The organism is Lactobacillus sp., from assembly GCF_051873315.1.
GTDB lineage: Bacteria > Bacillota > Bacilli > Lactobacillales > Lactobacillaceae > Lactobacillus.
In genome coordinates this window covers 1-17214 of the sequence record NZ_JBJEES010000005.1, presented here as the reverse complement: position 1 = coordinate 17214, position 17214 = coordinate 1, and the positions used below count along the sequence as shown (strand labels likewise).

Sequence of the window (17214 nt, the reverse complement as noted above, 5' to 3'; positions counted from 1 at the left end):
GCTGGACTTAGTCCAAAGCAGCCTTGTTGTGCCGAACGACCAGGATGTCGCAGTCAGCAGTTCTGGTGACGTATTCAGTCACGCTGCCGATGAGCAAACGCTCAACGGCGTTCAAACCGGTCGCGCCGACAACGATCAAGTCGATGTCGTGCTTCTTCGGGAATTCCCGGCTGATGATGGCCTTTGGTGAGCCGAATTCGATAGAGTAGTGGACTTCCTTGACGCCGCTGTCTAAGGCAGACTGGTAGTACTTTTCCATCTTCTTCTTGGCGTCGTTGGAAACCTGCTCAACCATGGCTGAGTCAAAGCTGGAAACGTTCTGGAAGGACCGCGTGTCGATAACGTGGAGAATTTCCAGGCTGGCGTTCATGTGCTTGGCAACCGTAACGGCCTTCTTGAAAGCCAGGTCAGCTTCCTTGGAACCGTCAACAGCTACTTGGATATGTTTGTATTGGTATTGTTTAGTCATTTTTGCCACCTCTTCCTGTCTCTATTTTACCAAAAAAATGAAAGCATTTTAATAAATTTACTGATTGTTTTGCGAAAGAAGGAGGGCGAAGATAAAAATCGTCGCTGAGCCCAAAAAGAGGGTGATCAAGTTGAGATACTTGTTGCCAAAGAAGAGCAAAATGATCCCCAAAACGCTGATCGCGAGAAGCGTCCAGGCGCAGATGGTCATCAAACTGTGAAGCTCCGGGGAGCTGGAAACGTCAAAGACCAGGAAGGCGCCGTTTCTCCGGTGCCAGAGGTACCAGGCGGTCAGCAGCATGCAGGCGATAAAAATAATCATGAAAATACGGATGTAGAGCATCGAATGAACTTTCTAGTTTTCAAAAGGGCTGAAAACACACTGAGTAATCTAGGGGCAGGAATAAACAAAAAAGCGGCCCGAAGGACCGCTGTTATTGTCTAAGAAAATCCGAGTTGACCAAAGCATAAATGGCGCTTGTTGATCCCGTAAAAAAATCACAAAATCCGGCCCATCGCGCAGTGAATATGGATTCTGCGTAAGCAGCATTCCGATTCAGTAGTTACTGACAGGCCACCACGTCCTTAAGTTTGATCGGTCAACTAATTTACAAATAAGCTTTCTGACGATCAACTCAGATCACTTATTATAATATAGAACCCGGCAGCCTTTGTCAAGTAAAATCGTAGCGCTTTCACTTTCTCTTAAGACCCTCTTTTTGCAGGTCATGCAGGCGCTGGTACTGGCTCTTAAAAGCTGCTTCAAACTTGCTCTCGCCCTTAGGGGCAAAGTACTGCTTGCCCTGCAGGCGGTCAGGCAGATAGGCCTGGGCCACCCAGTCGCCCGGGTAGTCATGGGGGTAAAGATAGCCAGTTCCGTGGCCCAGCTTGCCGGCACCTTGATAGTGGGCGTCTTTCAACTGGTCGGGAATCTGGCCGACATTAGTCTGGCGGATATCGGCTAAAGCCGCGTCGATAGCTGTCATAGCAGAATTGCTCTTAGGAGACAAGCAGAGCTCGATGACGGCGTTGGCCAGGGGGATCCGGGCTTCTGGCAGGCCCAGCTGCTGGGCGGTCTGTACGGCTAAAATAGCCCGCTCACAGGCCGGCGGATTGGCCAGGCCGATATCTTCATAGGCAATTACGCTGAGCCGGCGGCAGATTGAAACCAGGTCACCGGATTCGAGAAGCCGGCCCAGGTAGTGCAGGCCCGCATCAGTGTCAGAGCCCCGGATGGACTTTTGAAAGGCGGACAAGAGGTCATAGTGGCCGTCCCCGTCGGCATCAAAGTTCTGGATTTTCAGCTGCAGGGAATCGGCCATGTCGTCCAAGGTAACCGTGAAAGAGGAGGCGTCTTTGCCTTCAGCTTCCAGTTCCTGCTTGGTCGACAAAACCGCCAGTTCCAGGCTGTTTAAAGTGGCCCGCAGGTCCCCGTTGCCTTTCTGGGCCAAAAATTTCCCCGCTTCATCCGTCAGCTTGGCATGGTACTTGCCCAGGCCTCTTTCTTCATCGGTTAAGGCCCGGTTGACAGCTGTCAAAATCTCGTCTTCAGTCAAAGGCTTCAGTTCAAAAATCTGGCAGCGGGACCGGATGGCCGGGGAGATGGCCAGGTAGGGATTTTCCGTGGTGGCCCCGATCATGATCACCTGGCCGGATTCCAGCAGCGGCAAAAGGAAGTCCTGCTTGACCTTGTTGAGCCGGTGGATTTCATCCAGCAAAAGGACGACCGTCCCGCTCATCTTGCCTTCAGCGGCGACCTGGGAGAGCTCTTTTTGCCCGTCGGTAGCCGCGTTGAGCTGGCGGAAGGCATACTTGCTGCTGCCGGCGATCGCGCTGGCGATGCTGGTTTTGCCAATGCCCGGCGGTCCATACAGAATCATGGAAGAGAGCTGCTTGGCTTCAACCATGCGGCGGATGATCTTTTTAGGGCCGACCAGGTGCTGCTGGCCGACGACCTGGTCGATGGACTGAGGCCGCATCCGGTAGGCTAAGGGCTTCATTTATCGCCCCCAAAGAATTTGGCCAAAAAGCCCTTTTTCTTTGGCACCGGCAATTCTTCCGCCGGCAGGGGCGGGGCGTAGACCTGAGTCAATTCGATCCGCATCCGGTTGATGGCTTCCTTGCTGACGACCAGAACGGCAGAATCGTCATCGCCTTTTCTGGCACTTTCGTCATTGACCAGACGGAAGGGAACCTGCTCCTTGCTGGCCCGGCTTTCAATCTGGCTGACAAAGGCCGGGTTGGGGGTGTTGGCGTTGATCAAAATGGTGTAGCCCTTGTAGTCAGCAAAGTGATCCAAGAAAAGTTTGGTTAACTTGGCGTCTTCACAGTCTTTGATGGTCATGCGCACGAAAACCCGCTCCCTCAAAGAGCCCAAGAAGCGCCGCCGCTCGTCAGGTCTGGTCTGCGGAGTAATGCCGCTAGCAGCATTTTCGACTCTTTTGGCTAAATCTTCAGTCATGGCTTCGTCCTTTCTAAAAATTAATACTGTCTTTTTCTGGGTCTAAAGCATATTATAACTGAACTTTTTGGGCAAGAAAAAAGCCTTTCCCAAAACTGGGAAAGACTTTGAAGCCGAATTGATATTACAGCAACTTGTTGTAGTATTCAACAACCAGGGCTTCGTCAATTTCTGGTTCCATTTCGTCACGTTCTGGGAAACGAACCAATTGACCTTCCATCTTGTCTTCGTCAAATGAAACAAATGATGGACGTGAAGCAACAGCTTCCAAAGCGTCCTTAACTTGTTGCAGGTTCTTTGACTTTTCCTTCAAGCTAATGGTTTGACCAACCTTAACTTCGTATGAAGGAATGTCAACGCGCTTGCCATCAACAGTGATGTGGCCGTGGTTTACCAATTGACGGGCTTGTTCACGGGTAGTAGCCAAGCCGAGACGGTAAACAACGTTGTCCAAACGACGTTCAAGCAAGATCATGAAGTTGGTACCGTGTTGGCCTTCACGGATCTTACCAGCGCGGGCAAACAAAGTACGGAATTGACGTTCGTTCAAGCCGAACATCCAGCGCAGCTTTTGCTTTTCGTGCAATTGCATGCCGTATTCTGAAAGACGGCCGCGTTGGTTAGGACCGTGTTGACCTGGAGCGTATGAACGACGAGCAAGTTCCTTGCCAGTGCCTGACAAAGAAATACCCAATCTTCTTGACCGCTTCCAACTTGGACCAGTGTATCTTGACATATTAAAATTCCTCCAATAAAAATAATAAAAATTGTTGGAGTAAAATAATCACAATATAAGCTCAACATTCGTGCATCCCGAGTTTACATTTTCGCCCGTGCAGCGTGGGTTACTCGTTCACTAAACGTCCCGGGATGTTGACGTTCTTGTCGCTTATGGCTGCAAATATTTTACACGTTGACCATTATAAGGGCTTTGGGCCCGGAAAGCAAGAAAAAAACGCAGAAAGTCTGACAAAGTCGAAATATTTCAGAGGCTAGTTTGGTATAATTAACTTTAGTTCGGAGGAGAAAGATATGTCATCAACACAATCTCTACTACTCATCACTTTAATTATCACGATCATCGTCCTGGTCATGGCCATGCTTTTGATCAACCGCCGGCAATTGCGCGAGATCGAAGAGCTCGACAATGAACTGGGCAATATGGAAGACTTGCACTTAGAGCGCGCTATCGGCAAACTGGACCAGATGGAACTGGCCGGGGAAAGCCTGGCCACCCTCAATACCTGGAAGAAGAGCTACCAGAAGGCAGCGGAACTTTTTCCTGAAATCCAGCGCTTGATTGAAGACGGGGCAGACGAAAATGCCCGCTACCGCCTGGTCAAATCCCACCAAAGCATCAAGCAGGCCAGAGAATTAGTCGACTCCATCTCTGAAGACGTCAAGAATTCATCGGATGTCTTTACCCAACTTTTGGAGTCGAACCGGGAAAACAAGGCCCAATATGACGAATTGATGCAGAGCTACCGGGAAATCCGCAAGGAAATCCTGGCTGATTCTTTTGACTACAGCGTGGCGTTAGAAGAGATAGAAAACCACTTGTCCGCCATGGAAGAAGACTTTGCCCAGGCCAAGAATCTGTCGGCTCAAGGCGACCATGTTGAAGCCAAGCGGGTTTTGGCGAAAATACGCGACGATCTGACGGCCTTGAAGACCAAGCTGCCTGAAGTTAAGGAAGACCAGCACAACCTGCAGACCGTTTTTGCCGAACAGCTGGACGAAATCGCGGCTGGCTACAAGCAGATGCGGGATGCCAAGTACGGTTTCGGCAGCCTGGACGTCTTGCTGGAAATCAAGCAGAGCAACGACCAGATTGACCGGTCCCTGGCTTCTTTGGCCCAGCTGGATTTGGAAGAAACCAGCAAGGGGATGAAGAAGGTCGAAAAGGAGATCAAGACCCTTTACGGGATCCTGGAGAAGGAATACAAGGCCCGGCCTTTTGTTGAAAAGAACCAGGACAAGCTGCAGCGGCTCTTGACCCACCAGCAGACCGTCAGCCAGCAGCTGATCAAGAAATTGCGCCACATCGACGAAAGCTATGAGCTGACCCACGGGGAACTGGACGAAAGCCGGGAGCTGGAAAGAGAAGTCCATAAGATGGATTCTGACTACATCCGGGCCAGCCAGCGGATCGCTGATGGCCGGGCGGTTTACTCTGAAGTCCAGGACGACTGGATCAGAATTCTTGGCCGCCTACAGGAAATCGGCAAGCGCCAGCAAGAGCTCTCTGAAGCGGTTGACGGCCTTTACGAGGCTGAAGAAGTTGCCCAGCGGTCAATCAAGGAATTCAAGCAGCAGGTCTCCCTGGTCTACCGCCACCTCAGCCGGCAGAATCTGCCGGGGATTCCGGAAGGCTTTTTGCAAATGTACACCCTGGTCATCAATGAAATCAGCAAGACCAGCGGGGAACTCAACCAGGTCCGGATCAACATGGAAAAGATTTCTGAAGAACTGGTGCAGATCTCAGATGACGTTGACCGCCTGCAAAGAGAAGCAGAAGACATTATCAGCTCAGCCAATCTTTTTGAGCTGACCATGCAGTACTCCAACAAGTTCCTGGACAATGAAGGCGTAGTCCGGGCCCGCAGAAACGCTATGAAGCTGTATGACCGGGACTACAACTACAAGGATGCCCTGGACACGATCGCTACGGCGGTGGAGCGGGTTGAACCAGGCAGCTACCAGCGGATTGAAAATTCCTACTATCAAGAACAAAAAGAGCTGATTGATTGAAGTCAAGCGGCTTTTGGACTAAAATAAAATATCATTTAAAACTAAGCGGTCATTAAAATGGCCGCTTTTTTCAAGGAGCAAGAAGAGTGATTTATTTTGACAACAGTGCCACGACGAAAATGGCACCTGAAGCATTAGAGACCTACAGCCAGGTCGTGACCAAAATCTGGGGCAACCCTTCCAGCCTGCACAAGTTAGGCGACCGGGCCCACGGCCTGCTGGAAGCTTCCCGTAAGCAGATCGCGGATTTGCTGGGAGTAAATACCGATGAAATCTACTTTACTTCCGGCGGGACGGAATCCAACAACACGGCCATCAAGGGGACGGCCTGGGCCAAGCGGGAATTCGGCAAGCACATCATCACCTCATCCGTTGAGCATGCCTCAGTGGCCAATACCTTCACCGAACTGGAAAACCTGGGCTTCCGGGTTACCCGCCTGCCAGTTGACAAGGAAGGCCGGGTCAATCCAGAAGACTTAAAGGCCGCCCTGGACAAGGACACGACTTTGGTTTCTATCATGGGCGTCAACAACGAAATCGGGACCATCCAGCCGATCAAGGAAATTTCTGAAATCCTGGAAGACTACCCGAACGTTCACTTCCACGTCGACAATGTCCAGGCCCTGGGCAAGGGGATCTGGGACCAGGTCTTCACCTCCCGGGTCGACATGATGAGCTTCTCTTCCCACAAATTCCATGGTCCGCGCGGCATCGGCATTTTGTACAAAAAGCGCAGCCGGATGCTGATGCCTTTGTGTGAAGGCGGCGGCCAGGAAAAGGGCTTGAGAAGCGGGACGGAAAACCTGGCGGCCATCGCGGCCATGGCCAAGGCCACCCGCCTGCTTTTGACAGATGAAAAGGAAAAGGCTGACAGAGAATACGCCATTAAGGAGAAGATCAGCAAGTACCTGGCAGATAAGCCGGGCATCCACATCTTCTCTCCTTTGCAGGCTGACTTCGCTCCCCACATCCTTTGCTTTGCCTTGGAAGGGATCCGGGGCGAGACTTTGGTCCACACTTTGGAAGACCAAGACATCTTTATTTCCACCACTTCCGCCTGCGCCTCAAAAAAGGCGGACGAAGCCAGCACTTTGGTGGCGATGAAGACGCCAGATGAAATCGCGACCAGCGCCGTCCGCCTCAGCTTTGATGAAAGCAATACTTTAGAAGAAGCAGACGAATTCATCGCGGCTTTTGACAAGATTTACCAGCACTTTGCCAAGATCAACCACTTAGGAGAATAAAATTTGCAATACACAGAAATCATGATTCGCTACGGCGAACTGTCCACTAAGGGCAAGAACCGGAAGGACTTTATCAACCGCCTGGCCAGCAATGTCCAAAAGGTGCTCCGCGACTTCCCGGACTTGAAGATCCAGACCCACCACGACCGGATGCACATCCTTTTGAACGGGACGCCTTTTGAACCAGTAAATGACCGCTTGAAGGTCGTTTTCGGGATCCAGACCTACTCACCAGTCATCAAGACTGAAAAGAGCCTGGAAGCCATTGAAAAAACTGCCCTGGAACTGATGCAGGCAACTTACAAGCCAGGCATGACCTTCAAGGTCAACACCAGAAGAAGCGACCACAAGTTTATCTACGACACCAATCAGCTGAACCAAATGGTGGCCGACTACCTTTACAACCACATGGAAGGCCTGCAGGCGGAAATGAAGCACCCGGACATGGTCCTGCTTTTGGAAATCCGCCAGGACGGGGCCTACATCTCCAACCAGCTCTTGCATGGGGCAGGCGGGATGCCGGTTGGCACGGCCGGCAAGGCAGTGATGATGCTGTCCGGCGGGATCGACTCCCCGGTAGCTTCCTACCTGGCCATGAAGCGGGGCGTGAACATTGAAATGGTCCACTTCTTCTCACCGCCATACACTTCTGAAAAGGCCCTGGCCAAGGCCAAGGAATTGACCAGCATTTTGGCCAAGTACAGCGGCCGGATCAATTTTATCGAAGTGCCTTTTGCTGAAATCCAGGAAACGATCAAGGAAAAGCTGCCAGAGGGCTACTTGATGACCGTTCAGCGCCGCTTCATGCTGCGCCTGGCTGACATCATCAGAGAGAAGCGTCATGCTTTGGCCATCTTCAACGGGGAATCAGTTGGCCAAGTTGCTTCCCAGACCTTGGAATCCATGGCAGCCATCAATGACGTGACGACCACTCCTGTATTGCGGCCAGTTGCCACCATGGACAAGACCGAAATTATCGCCAAGGCTGAAGAAATCGGGACTTTTGACCTGTCCATCCAGCCATTTGAAGACTGCTGCACCATTTTTGCCCCGCCGCGGCCAAAGACCAAGCCGAAGATCGAAAAGGCCCGGGAATACGAAAGCCGCCTGGACGTTGACGGCTTGATTGAGCGGGCCTTGGCCGGAGTCAAGGTCACTCCGATCTACCCAGGCCAAAGCTTCCTGGACGACCTGGCTGAAGAAGACGCGGACCTGCTTTAATGCTGCGCCTGGACAAATTTTTGGCCAACATGAAGGTGGGATCAAGGTCCCAGGTTCATGAGATCATTAAAGCTGGCCAGGTGACGGTCAACGGGAAGGTCTGCCGGTCAGCCAAGCAGAAGGTGAAAGAAGATGCTGAAGTCCTGGTCAAGGGCCAGGCCATTGTCTACCAGCAGTACCACTATTTTTTGCTCAATAAGCCAGCTGGCGTCTTGTCAGCAACGGAAGACTCCCGGCAAAAGACCGTCCTGGACCTATTAAAAGACCAGGACCGCTATCAAAAAATTGCCCCAGTTGGCCGTTTGGACAAGGACACAACTGGTCTCTTGCTTTTAACCAATGACGGGCAATTGGCCCACCAGCTCCTGGCTCCGGAATACCATGTGGCCAAGACCTACTACGCGCTTTTGGCCGGAGTGGCTGATGAAGAAACGGCCAAGGCAATTGCGGCAGGCCTCACTTTAAAAGACGGAACAAAGCTAAAGCCGGGCAAGCTGAAGATCTTGAGGCAAGACAGAGAACAAGAGCAGTCAGAAATCGAGATCACCATTACGGAAGGCAAATATCACCAGGTCAAGCGGATGTTTGCCTCCCAGGGGATGAAGGTTTTAAAGCTCAAAAGGCTCAGCATGGGTCCCTTGACTTTGCCGGCTGATTTGGCGGCTGGCTCCTACCGGCCTTTGACGAAAGAAGAGCTGGCGGCCTTAGAGCAAGTTTCCCTTTAATGGCTGAAAAAATTATGCTATACTTTGTGACAAAGCCAAGATCAAGAGGTGGCGCTTCATGACAGAGAAAGGTCATTTAAGCTGAGAGACCGGAAGGCGCCTGGTAGCTTGATTCGCTGGCCGGCTGAAGCAGGAGTAAGCCGGTCCGGTATCCGCGCCGTTACCGCGTTTAAGCGGAGCATTATGCTCAATTTAGGTGGTACCGCGGTTATATATCGTCCTAGACATTTACTTGTCTAGGACTTTTTTATTGGAGGAAATTTATGACAGAATTAGCACCAAAATACAACCCGCAAGAGGTTGAAGCTGGCCGCTATCAAGAATGGCTGGACGAGGACCTGTTCAAGCCGTCCGGCGACAAGAAGGCCAAGCCTTACTCAATCGTTATCCCGCCGCCAAACGTTACTGGCAAGCTGCACCTGGGCCACGCCTGGGACACGGCGATTCAAGACACCTTGATCCGCTACAAGCGGATGCAGGGCTATGACACCCTTTACCTGCCTGGCATGGACCACGCCGGCATCGCCACCCAGGCCAAGGTTGAAGCCCGCCTCAGAGAACAAGGGGTCAGCCGCTATGACCTGGGCCGGGAAAAGTTCGTGGAGAAGGTCTGGGAATGGAAGGACGAATACGCCAACATCATCAAGAGCCAGTGGCAAAAGCTGGGTCTGTCCCTGGACTACAGCCGGGAACGCTTTACCCTGGACAAGGGCTTATCCAAGGCTGTCCGCCGGGTCTTTGTTCAGCTCTACAATGAAGGCTTGATCTACCGGGGTGAATACATCATCAACTGGGACCCGAAGCTGCGGACTGCCTTGTCTGACATCGAAGTTGTCCACCAGGACGACCAAGGGGCCTTCTACCACATCAACTACCCGCTGGCTGACGGTTCTGGCAGCGTGGAAATTGCTACTACCCGGCCGGAAACCATGTTTGGTGACACGGCCGTGGCTGTTGCCCCAGGGGATGAACGCTACAAGGACTTGGTTGGCAAGAAGCTGATTTTGCCGCTGGTTGGCAGGGAGATCCCGATCATTGAAGACCAGCACGTCGACCCGGAATTCGGGACTGGTCTGGTGAAGATTACCCCGGCCCACGACCCGAACGACTTTGAAGTCGGCAACCGGCATGACCTGCCACGGATCAACGTGATGAACGATGATGGGACCATGAACGACAAGGCGGGCAAGTACGCCGGCATGGACCGTTTCGACTGCCGCAAGCAGCTGGTTGAAGACCTTAAGGCTGAAGGCTACCTGATCAAGGTTGAACCAATCGTCCACTCAGTTGGTCACTCTGAACGTTCCGGCGTGCAAGTTGAACCTCGCCTGTCCACTCAATGGTTCGTCAAGATGAAGCCGCTGGCTGACAAGGTTTTGGAAAACCAAAAGGGCGAAGGCAGAGTCAACTTCGTGCCAGACCGCTTTGAAGGCACTTTAGAGCGGTGGATGGAAAACGTCCACGACTGGGTCATCTCCCGTCAGCTCTGGTGGGGTCACCGGATTCCTGCTTGGTACAACAAGCAGACCGGGGAAATGTACGTCGGTGAGGAAGCGCCAGAAGATATTGAAAACTGGGAACAAGACCAGGACGTTCTGGACACTTGGTTCTCCAGTGCCCTCTGGCCATTCTCAACTTTGGGCTGGCCGGATGAAGACTCTGCTGACTTCAAGCGCTACTTCCCAACCAACGCCCTGGTAACTGGCTATGACATTATCTTCTTCTGGGTTTCCCGGATGATCTTCCAAAGCCTGCACTTCACTGGCGAGCGGCCATTTGACAATGTCGTTTTGCATGGCTTGATCAGAGACGAGCAGGGGCGGAAGATGTCCAAGTCCCTGGGCAACGGGATCGACCCAATGGACGTCATTGACAAGTACGGCGCCGACGCTTTGCGCTGGTTCCTTTTGAACGGGACCGCGCCTGGCCAGGACACCCGCTTCAGCTACACCAAGATGGACGCTGCCTGGAACTTCATCAACAAGCTCTGGAATGCCAGCCGTTTTGTGATCATGAACCTGCCGGAAGACGCCAAGCCTGCCCAAAAGCCGGACACCAGCAAGTTTGACCTGGCTGACGCCTGGATTTTTGACCGCTTGAACCATACTGTCAAGGAAACCAACCGTCTCTTTGACGAATTCCAATTCGGGGAAGCCGGCCGGGAAATGTACAACTTCATCTGGAATGACTTCTGTGACTGGTACATCGAAATCTCCAAGGTTGCCCTTTACGGCGACGATGAAGAACTGAAGGCCAGAAAGCAGGCTAACTTGACCTGGATTCTGGACCAGATTCTGCGCCTCATCCACCCAATCATGCCATTCGTGACTGAAAAGCTCTGGCTGTCCATGCCGCATGAAGGCAAGTCCATCATGACTGCCGCTTACCCGGAAGCCCACGATGAATTTGACAACGCCAAGGCTGATGAAGACATGGCCTTCTTGATCGAAATCATCAAGGCGGTCCGGACCATCCGGATGGAAGTGAACGCTCCAATGTCCAGCGCTATCGACATCTTGATCCAGCTTGATGACGAAAAGAATGAAGCAATCCTGCGGGACAACATGGAATACGTGGAAAACTTCCTGCACCCGAAGAAGCTGGAAATCTCCGGCAAGATCAACGCGCCGAAATTAGCCAAGACGGCTGTCATCGCGGGGGCCCAGATCTTCGTGCCGCTTTCAGAACTGGTTGACCTGGATGAAGAAATCGCCAAGATGGGCAAGGAAGAAGCCCGCCTGGAAGCTGAAGTCGACCGGGCAAGCAAGAAGCTGGCCAACAAGGGCTTTGTTGACCACGCTCCAGCTGCCGTGGTTGAAAAGGAAAAGGGCAAGCTGGCTGAATACGAAAGCCAGCTGGCCGGCGTGCGCGACCGCATCAAGGAATTGAAAGAAAGTCGTTAAAGACGTGAAATTTAAGACAGTTAATGAACTTACCGCTTACCTCTATCATTTGCCGCGCTTGCACGAAAAGAGCGACCTGACCTATGTCAAACGGGTGCTCAAGGCTCTGGGCGATCCCCAGGACAAGGTCAAGTGCTGCCACATTACGGGAACCAACGGCAAGGGCTCAACTGCATATTACCTGAGCAATCTGCTCCAAAAGGCCGGTCAGCAGACTGGCCTTTTTGTTTCGCCCTTTATCATCAGTTTTAACGAGCGGATCCAGCTGAACGGGCAGGCAATTGCGGATGATGACCTCTTGGCCGTTGCCAACGAAGTCGAAGCAGCGGTAGACCGCCTGCGCGAAAAAGAGGCGGATTTTGCCCTGGTTACCTTTGAATATGAAGTCGCGATGGCCTTTCTCTTTTTTGCCAAGCAAAAATGCGACTACGCGGTTATTGAAGTTGGCATTGGGGCTGAGCATGATAAGACCAACGTGATAACGCCCGCGGTCAGCTTGATTACCACAATTGGCCTTGACCATGAACAGATCATCGGGCCGACCTTGGCGGACATTGCTAAAGAAAAGAGCGGAATTATCAAGCCAGCTGTCCCAGTTATTCTCGGCGATATTCCGGCCAGCGTGCGGAGAATCGTTGAAGAAAAAATCACCAAAACTGCCAGTCCTGCTTACTGGCTGGGCCAGGACTTCCAGGTTAAGGAAGAAAAAACAGGCTATGAGCTGCTAGTTGCCGGACAAAAATACCAATTGCCGACTTGGCCCCTGCCTGAAGTTAAAGACGCGGCCATGGCTTTGGCGGCTTTTGCCGTATTGCCTCTTGCTTTAAGTAAAAAAGCAGCAGAAGAAGCCTTGACCAAGACGACGGTTCCTGGCCGCTACCAGCGCCTGGAAAAGGCGGGATGCAGCTTTTTGCTGGACGGGGCTCACAATGTCCAGGCTGGCCGCGAGCTTGCGGCATATGCCCGCCGCTTGGCCAAAGAAAAGGGCGGCCGGCTTTTGGTTTTAGCCGGCATGATGAAGGACAAGGACTTGAGCGACTTTTTAGCCTTGCTGAAGGACGAAAAAGTAACCTTGACCAGCCTGGCCTACCCGCGGGCTGCTAAAAAGGCTGACTTTCCGGCCTGGGCCCAGGAAAATTTTGCCTATGAGGGTGATTTGAACCAAGCTTTAAAGCAAGTGATGGCGGAAGCTGGCGACCAAGACTTGATCTTGGTTACGGGTTCTTTTTACCTGGTCAGCGCGGTTCTGCAGCTTCTGCAGGTGGACTGAGGATGAAAGATGAAAGAGGAAAAATATGCGTGTTGAAGCTTTAAAGACGGACAAGCAGGGGGTTATTTTTGACATGGATGGACTCCTGGTCAACTCCGAAGAGCTCTACTGGAAGGCCAACATCCAGGCTGCCCGGGAATACAAGCTGGGCATCAGCGATGATACTTACTTGGGCTTGGTTGGCGCCAGCGTCAAGGCCATGGATGAATTTTACGAAAAATACTTTCCAAGCGATGAGGTCCGTCAAGCTTTTGTCAAGCGGACTGACGACCTGGTCTGGGAGTGGACCGACCAGGGCAAGCTGAAGCTGAAGGCCGGAGTCAAGGAGGCCCTGGAGCGCTTTAACGATCTGGGCTTAACGATCGGGATTGCCAGCAACAACTATAAGAGCGTGGTTGACCACAATCTTTGGGTGACCGGCTGCCGGAACAGCTTTGACTTTATCGTTACCCATGATGAAGTTGCTGAGAAAAAACTCCGCTCCAAGCCTTTCCCGGACCTCTATCTGGCTGCCCAGGAGCGCAGCGGCCTTAGTAAAGACCAGCTCTTGATTTTTGAAGACTCCAGCATGGGGGTCGAGGCAGCGGAAAATGCCGGGATTGATTGCGTTATGATTCCGGACCTTAAGCCTGCTACAGCAGAAGACCGGGCGCGGGCCCAAATGATTTGTCCGGACTTTTTTGACTTTTTGAAAAAAATTTCCTAGTTTTTGGCGTAATTAGTAGTAGAGCGTAAAAATAAGGAGGAAAGTCAAATGACTGAAACTACGCAAAACTACTATTATGTTGAAAGTGACCGTGACCTGCTCAAGCTGCTCTTTGACCAGCTGCCCTGCCAGAGTCTGGATGATCTGTTGCACTTGCTGGACCAAAAGCACATTGCCAGCTTCAAGGACATCTTGGACTATGCCTCAGGCCCCGATTGTTCCAATGACCTGGCCTTGACCATCGAGGTGGCCATGGATCGTTTGCGGCGGACTGACATGCGGCGCAGCTCTGACTGGGCCAGCAGCTCTAAGATTGGCAATTACCTGGCCAATAAGCTGCTGGGGCAAAAGCAGGAGCAGTTCTGGGTCCTGTATTTTGACCAGCAGCAGAATCTGTTGGGGGAAAAAATGCTTTTCCAAGGCACCCTGGACCGGTCCTGGGTCCACCCCAGAGAAATTTTCCGCTGGGCGGTGGTCTACGGCTGCGCCAGCATTATTGTGGCCCACAACCATCCCAGCGGGGCGCTGACTCCGTCAGACAATGACCTGGAACTGACCAAGGGCTTGAAAAAAGCCAGCAAGATCATGAAGATCACCTTTCTGGACCATTTCATCATCGGCGGAGGCGAATACTTGAGCCTGCGGGAGAGGGAATTGTTTTAAAATTAGCTAAAATTTGTACCAATCCATGACTTTCACGGGCATTATGCTATAATTAAGCAAGATTAAGCGAGTAAATAAGGAGAGATATCCGTGTTTGGATTAGGTTCAAAGAATATCGGCATTGACCTGGGTACCGCCAACACCCTGGTCTACGTTGAAGGCAAAGGCATCGTTTTGCGTGAGCCTTCAGTCGTTGCCAAGAATACCAAGACTGGCGAAGTTATTGCAGTTGGTTCAGAAGCCAAGGAAATGATCGGCAGAACTCCAGGCTCAATCGTGGCTATCCGCCCGATGAAGGACGGGGTTATCGCTGACTACGACACGACCGCGGCCATGCTTAAGTACTTCATGGGCAAGACGGTCGGCAATTCCAAGCCTTCAGTCATGATCTGCGTGCCTTCAGGCGTCACTGAAGTTGAAAAGCGCGCAGTTATTGACGCTGCCCGGGTGGCAGGCGCCAGAGAAGCTTATGTGATTGAAGAACCATTTGCCGCAGCTATCGGTGCCGGTTTGCCGGTTATGGAACCAACTGGTTCCATGGTTGTTGACATCGGTGGTGGTACGACTGACGTAGCCACTATTTCCCTGGGCGGGATCGTTTCTTCAACTTCCATTCGCCAGGCTGGTGACAAGTTCAACCAAGCAATCACCAACTTCGTTCATGGCAAGTACAACCTGCTGATCGGTGAAAGAACCGCTGAAGACATCAAGATCCAAATCGGTTCAGCTTCCGTGGAAGCAGCCAAGGAAATCGAATCCATGACCATCCGCGGCCGTGACCTGGTGTCAGGTTTGCCGAAGTCATTGGAAATCAGTGCCGTTGACGTTGCAACTGCTATTCAAGACGTTGTTCAAGACATCATTGTTGCGATCAAGGAAACTTTGGAATTGACTTCTCCTGAAATTGCCGCAGACGTAATTGACCATGGTATCGTCCTGACCGGTGGTGGTGCCCTGCTCAAGAACTTGCCAGAAGTCATCTCTGACGCGACCAAGGTGCCGGTCTTCATCGCTCAAGATCCGCTTGACTGTGTAGCAATCGGTACCGGTGAATCTTTGAAGCACCTGGACGTAATGCGGAAGACTAGCAGATAAGAAATAAGAAAACCGGCCTCCGGGCCGGTTTTTATATTTGGATAGGTGTCTATGAAGAATTTTTTTCAAAACAGGAAAATGCTGGCGGCTTTTGGAACCGTGGCGCTTTTGGCAGCCCTGCTGGGCTCAACGGTGATGCTGAGAAACAACTTGAGCGCGCCGCTTTTAATCCAGCGCTTGGGCAATGATATCGTCTCTGTTGGTTCAAGAATCGTGAGCGTGCCGGTTTCCTGGTTTACTGACGGAATCGACAGTGTCAATGACTTGAAGAATGCTGCTGATGAAAACAGCCATTTAAAGAAGAAAGTATCCGAACTGGCTCAAGTAGAAGCCAGAAACGCTGCCTTGGAAAAAGAAAACAAGCAGCTGAAGGCAGCGGCTGGAATCAAGAAGACCTTGACCGGCTATACGACAACGACTGCTTCAGTAATTTCCCGCTCAAGCGACAGCTGGTCAGAAGTCTTGACCATTGACAAGGGGAAGAGCTCAGGCTTAAAGAAGGACATGGCAGTTATGTCTGGCGGCGGCGTGATTGGCCGGATCCTGGAAGTCGACGCGGCTACGAGCAAGGTGGAACTGATTACCACGACTGACAGCTCAGCCAACCGCTTTGCCGTGCAAGCCACGACTGACACGGGCAAGGTTCTGCACGGGATCATTAGCGTGCAGTCCGGCGGAACTTTGACCTTCACCCAGGCCTCCAGCTCAAGCAAGCTGAAGAAGGGGACCAAGGTCTACACCAGTGGCCTGGGCGGGACTTCGCCAAAAGGGCTCTTGATCGGGACGGTGGCGGAAACCACCAAGGACAGCTTTGGTCTGTCTGACTTGATCAAGATCAAGCCGGCCGGCAATTTGAGCGACGCGTCCGTGGTAACGGTCGTCAAAAGGAGCGTGGCTGGCTAATGCGGATTTTTAAGCAATGGGTTTTGGCAATCGCTCTTTACCTGGCCATGGTTTTGGAAGGGACTTTGTCCGTTTACCTGCAGCCGGCCTTGACCTACCAGCATGGCCGAGCAGGGCTCTTGATCCTGCCAATTTCCGTTTTGATCATCGCTTATGAAGATGACCGGAATGAAAAAGAAATCTGGCTGGCTCTGGCTGCCGGGGTGGTTGCTGATCTCTATTTCTGGGGGATCATCGGGATCTATACCTTTATCCTGCCAGCCCTGTCGGCATTTGGCCGCTGGTATGCCCGGGTCTTTCCCGAACTCTTCGTTTTCCGTCTGCTGGGCAACATTCTGGCGATTACCGTTGCCTGCCTTTATACCTGGCTGGTTTTCCGGTTGATTGGCTGGACGGATCTGACCTTGAAGGCGATTGGCTTCAGCTTGTTGTACACGGCTGGCTGGACAACCGGGATCAGCCTGTTGACCTACTGGCTTTGGGCCAAGCTGGCCAGATCTTATCCTTTCCTGGTTGACTTGGACAATTACCGGTATTAATAAGCGCATAAAAAAGCGGCCAGCGTGAAGCTGACCGCTTTTGAGCGTATTGCCGGTTTATTGGGCAGTTAAGTAGTAAATGACTGAGGCTGCCACGCCAAAGAGCGTGATTAAAGCCATCAGAACTACCATGAAATTCTCAATCTTTTGAAATGTCGACTTTTTCTTTTTACGTGCCATAGAAGCCTCCTATATGAGAGTGATTATAACCTTTTTGGCGGCGATTTGCAATTTGCTTGCTGCACTTTAAGAGAAAAATAAAATT

Annotated in this window: 17 protein-coding genes; 11 read left to right on the top strand and 6 right to left on the bottom strand. The window is 51.9% G+C overall.

All coding sequences use genetic code 11. The annotated features are described in order from the left end of the window. Window positions 1-7: 7 nt before the first annotated feature. The 5 genes from ACI32D_RS00230 to rpsD all read right to left on the bottom strand — a co-directional run bounded on the left by ACI32D_RS00230 (window position 8) and on the right by rpsD (window position 3665). On the bottom strand, window positions 8-469 hold the full coding sequence (locus ACI32D_RS00230) for a universal stress protein (RefSeq protein ID WP_439774679.1): 462 nt from the start codon (window positions 467-469) through the stop codon (window positions 8-10). A gap of 57 nt (window positions 470-526) precedes the next feature. Beyond that, window positions 527-811, bottom strand: a complete 285-nt coding sequence (locus tag ACI32D_RS00225) for a hypothetical protein (RefSeq protein WP_439774678.1) — start codon at window positions 809-811, stop codon at window positions 527-529. Window positions 812-1163: 352 nt separating this feature from the next. After that, window positions 1164-2468 (bottom strand): replication-associated recombination protein A, encoded by a 1305-nt coding sequence (locus tag ACI32D_RS00220; RefSeq protein WP_439774677.1) that lies wholly within the window; start codon window positions 2466-2468, stop codon window positions 1164-1166. Next, entirely contained in the window at window positions 2465-2929 is a 465-nt protein-coding gene (locus ACI32D_RS00215; protein WP_439774676.1) for a YueI family protein, read from the bottom strand. The genes ACI32D_RS00220 and ACI32D_RS00215 overlap by 4 nt, the downstream gene beginning before the upstream one ends. A 124-nt stretch (window positions 2930-3053) precedes the next feature. Further along, window positions 3054-3665: a 30S ribosomal protein S4 gene (gene rpsD / locus ACI32D_RS00210; protein WP_201331551.1), complete on the bottom strand. Its 612-nt coding sequence runs from the start codon at window positions 3663-3665 to the stop codon at window positions 3054-3056. A 296-nt stretch (window positions 3666-3961) separates the two neighbouring features. Here rpsD and ezrA point away from each other — a divergent pair, with 296 nt between their 5' ends. From ezrA to mreD, 11 genes are all read left to right on the top strand, one after another. Next, the gene (ezrA, locus tag ACI32D_RS00205) at window positions 3962-5680 is read left to right on the top strand and encodes a septation ring formation regulator EzrA (RefSeq protein ID WP_439774675.1); all 1719 of its coding nucleotides are present in this window, start codon (window positions 3962-3964) and stop codon (window positions 5678-5680) included. 86 nt (window positions 5681-5766) lie between these two features. Next, window positions 5767-6924 carry a cysteine desulfurase family protein gene (locus ACI32D_RS00200; protein WP_439774674.1) on the top strand — a complete coding sequence of 386 codons (1158 nt, stop codon included), beginning with the start codon at window positions 5767-5769 and terminating at the stop codon, window positions 6922-6924. A gap of 3 nt (window positions 6925-6927) precedes the next feature. Beyond that, window positions 6928-8145: a tRNA uracil 4-sulfurtransferase ThiI gene (gene thiI, locus ACI32D_RS00195; RefSeq protein ID WP_439774673.1), complete on the top strand. Its 1218-nt coding sequence runs from the start codon at window positions 6928-6930 to the stop codon at window positions 8143-8145. After that, complete coding sequence (locus tag ACI32D_RS00190; RefSeq protein ID WP_439774672.1) at window positions 8145-8870, top strand: pseudouridine synthase; 726 nt, start codon at window positions 8145-8147, stop codon at window positions 8868-8870. Before thiI ends, ACI32D_RS00190 begins: the two co-directional genes overlap by 1 nt. Window positions 8871-9133: 263 nt before the next feature. Beyond that, window positions 9134-11773 (top strand): valine--tRNA ligase, encoded by a 2640-nt coding sequence (locus ACI32D_RS00185; protein WP_439774671.1) that lies wholly within the window; start codon window positions 9134-9136, stop codon window positions 11771-11773. 4 nt (window positions 11774-11777) lie between these two features. Further along, complete coding sequence (locus tag ACI32D_RS00180) at window positions 11778-13043, top strand: bifunctional folylpolyglutamate synthase/dihydrofolate synthase (RefSeq protein ID WP_439774670.1); 1266 nt, start codon at window positions 11778-11780, stop codon at window positions 13041-13043. 25 nt (window positions 13044-13068) lie between these two features. Beyond that, a complete protein-coding gene (locus ACI32D_RS00175) occupies window positions 13069-13749 on the top strand; it encodes an HAD family hydrolase (RefSeq protein ID WP_439774669.1) in 681 nt (226 codons plus the stop codon). A gap of 48 nt (window positions 13750-13797) precedes the next feature. Beyond that, on the top strand, window positions 13798-14412 hold the full coding sequence (locus ACI32D_RS00170; protein ID WP_439774668.1) for a JAB domain-containing protein: 615 nt from the start codon (window positions 13798-13800) through the stop codon (window positions 14410-14412). A gap of 90 nt (window positions 14413-14502) precedes the next feature. After that, window positions 14503-15507 carry a rod shape-determining protein gene (locus ACI32D_RS00165; RefSeq protein ID WP_004560533.1) on the top strand — a complete coding sequence of 335 codons (1005 nt, stop codon included), beginning with the start codon at window positions 14503-14505 and terminating at the stop codon, window positions 15505-15507. Between the two features lie 51 nt (window positions 15508-15558). Then, complete coding sequence (gene mreC, locus ACI32D_RS00160) at window positions 15559-16410, top strand: rod shape-determining protein MreC (RefSeq protein WP_439774667.1); 852 nt, start codon at window positions 15559-15561, stop codon at window positions 16408-16410. Then, complete coding sequence (gene mreD, locus ACI32D_RS00155; RefSeq protein ID WP_439774666.1) at window positions 16410-16949, top strand: rod shape-determining protein MreD; 540 nt, start codon at window positions 16410-16412, stop codon at window positions 16947-16949. Before mreC ends, mreD begins: the two co-directional genes overlap by 1 nt. 57 nt (window positions 16950-17006) lie before the next feature. Here the strand turns inward: mreD and ACI32D_RS00150 are convergent, their stop codons facing one another. Next, window positions 17007-17129, bottom strand: a complete 123-nt coding sequence (locus tag ACI32D_RS00150; protein ID WP_439774665.1) for a DUF4044 domain-containing protein — start codon at window positions 17127-17129, stop codon at window positions 17007-17009. Window positions 17130-17214 lie beyond the last annotated feature (85 nt).

Excerpts from the sequence above, each read along its gene's own strand:
- mreC (WP_439774667.1), top strand. The coding sequence starts at position 15,559 with ATGAAGAATTTTTTTCAAAACAGGAAAATGCTGGCGGCTTTTGGAACC.
- mreD (WP_439774666.1), top strand. The coding sequence starts at position 16,410 with ATGCGGATTTTTAAGCAATGGGTTTTGGCAATCGCTCTTTACCTGGCC.
- ACI32D_RS00170 (WP_439774668.1), top strand. The coding sequence starts at position 13,798 with ATGACTGAAACTACGCAAAACTACTATTATGTTGAAAGTGACCGTGAC.
- ACI32D_RS00175 (WP_439774669.1), top strand. The coding sequence starts at position 13,069 with ATGCGTGTTGAAGCTTTAAAGACGGACAAGCAGGGGGTTATTTTTGAC.
- ezrA (WP_439774675.1), top strand. The coding sequence starts at position 3,962 with ATGTCATCAACACAATCTCTACTACTCATCACTTTAATTATCACGATC.
- rpsD (WP_201331551.1), bottom strand. The coding sequence starts at position 3,665 with ATGTCAAGATACACTGGTCCAAGTTGGAAGCGGTCAAGAAGATTGGGT.
- ACI32D_RS00225 (WP_439774678.1), bottom strand. The coding sequence starts at position 811 with ATGCTCTACATCCGTATTTTCATGATTATTTTTATCGCCTGCATGCTG.
- ACI32D_RS00220 (WP_439774677.1), bottom strand. The coding sequence starts at position 2,468 with ATGAAGCCCTTAGCCTACCGGATGCGGCCTCAGTCCATCGACCAGGTC.
- ACI32D_RS00185 (WP_439774671.1), top strand. The coding sequence starts at position 9,134 with ATGACAGAATTAGCACCAAAATACAACCCGCAAGAGGTTGAAGCTGGC.
- ACI32D_RS00215 (WP_439774676.1), bottom strand. The coding sequence starts at position 2,929 with ATGACTGAAGATTTAGCCAAAAGAGTCGAAAATGCTGCTAGCGGCATT.
- ACI32D_RS00190 (WP_439774672.1), top strand. The coding sequence starts at position 8,145 with ATGCTGCGCCTGGACAAATTTTTGGCCAACATGAAGGTGGGATCAAGG.
- ACI32D_RS00150 (WP_439774665.1), bottom strand. The coding sequence starts at position 17,129 with ATGGCACGTAAAAAGAAAAAGTCGACATTTCAAAAGATTGAGAATTTC.
- ACI32D_RS00230 (WP_439774679.1), bottom strand. The coding sequence starts at position 469 with ATGACTAAACAATACCAATACAAACATATCCAAGTAGCTGTTGACGGT.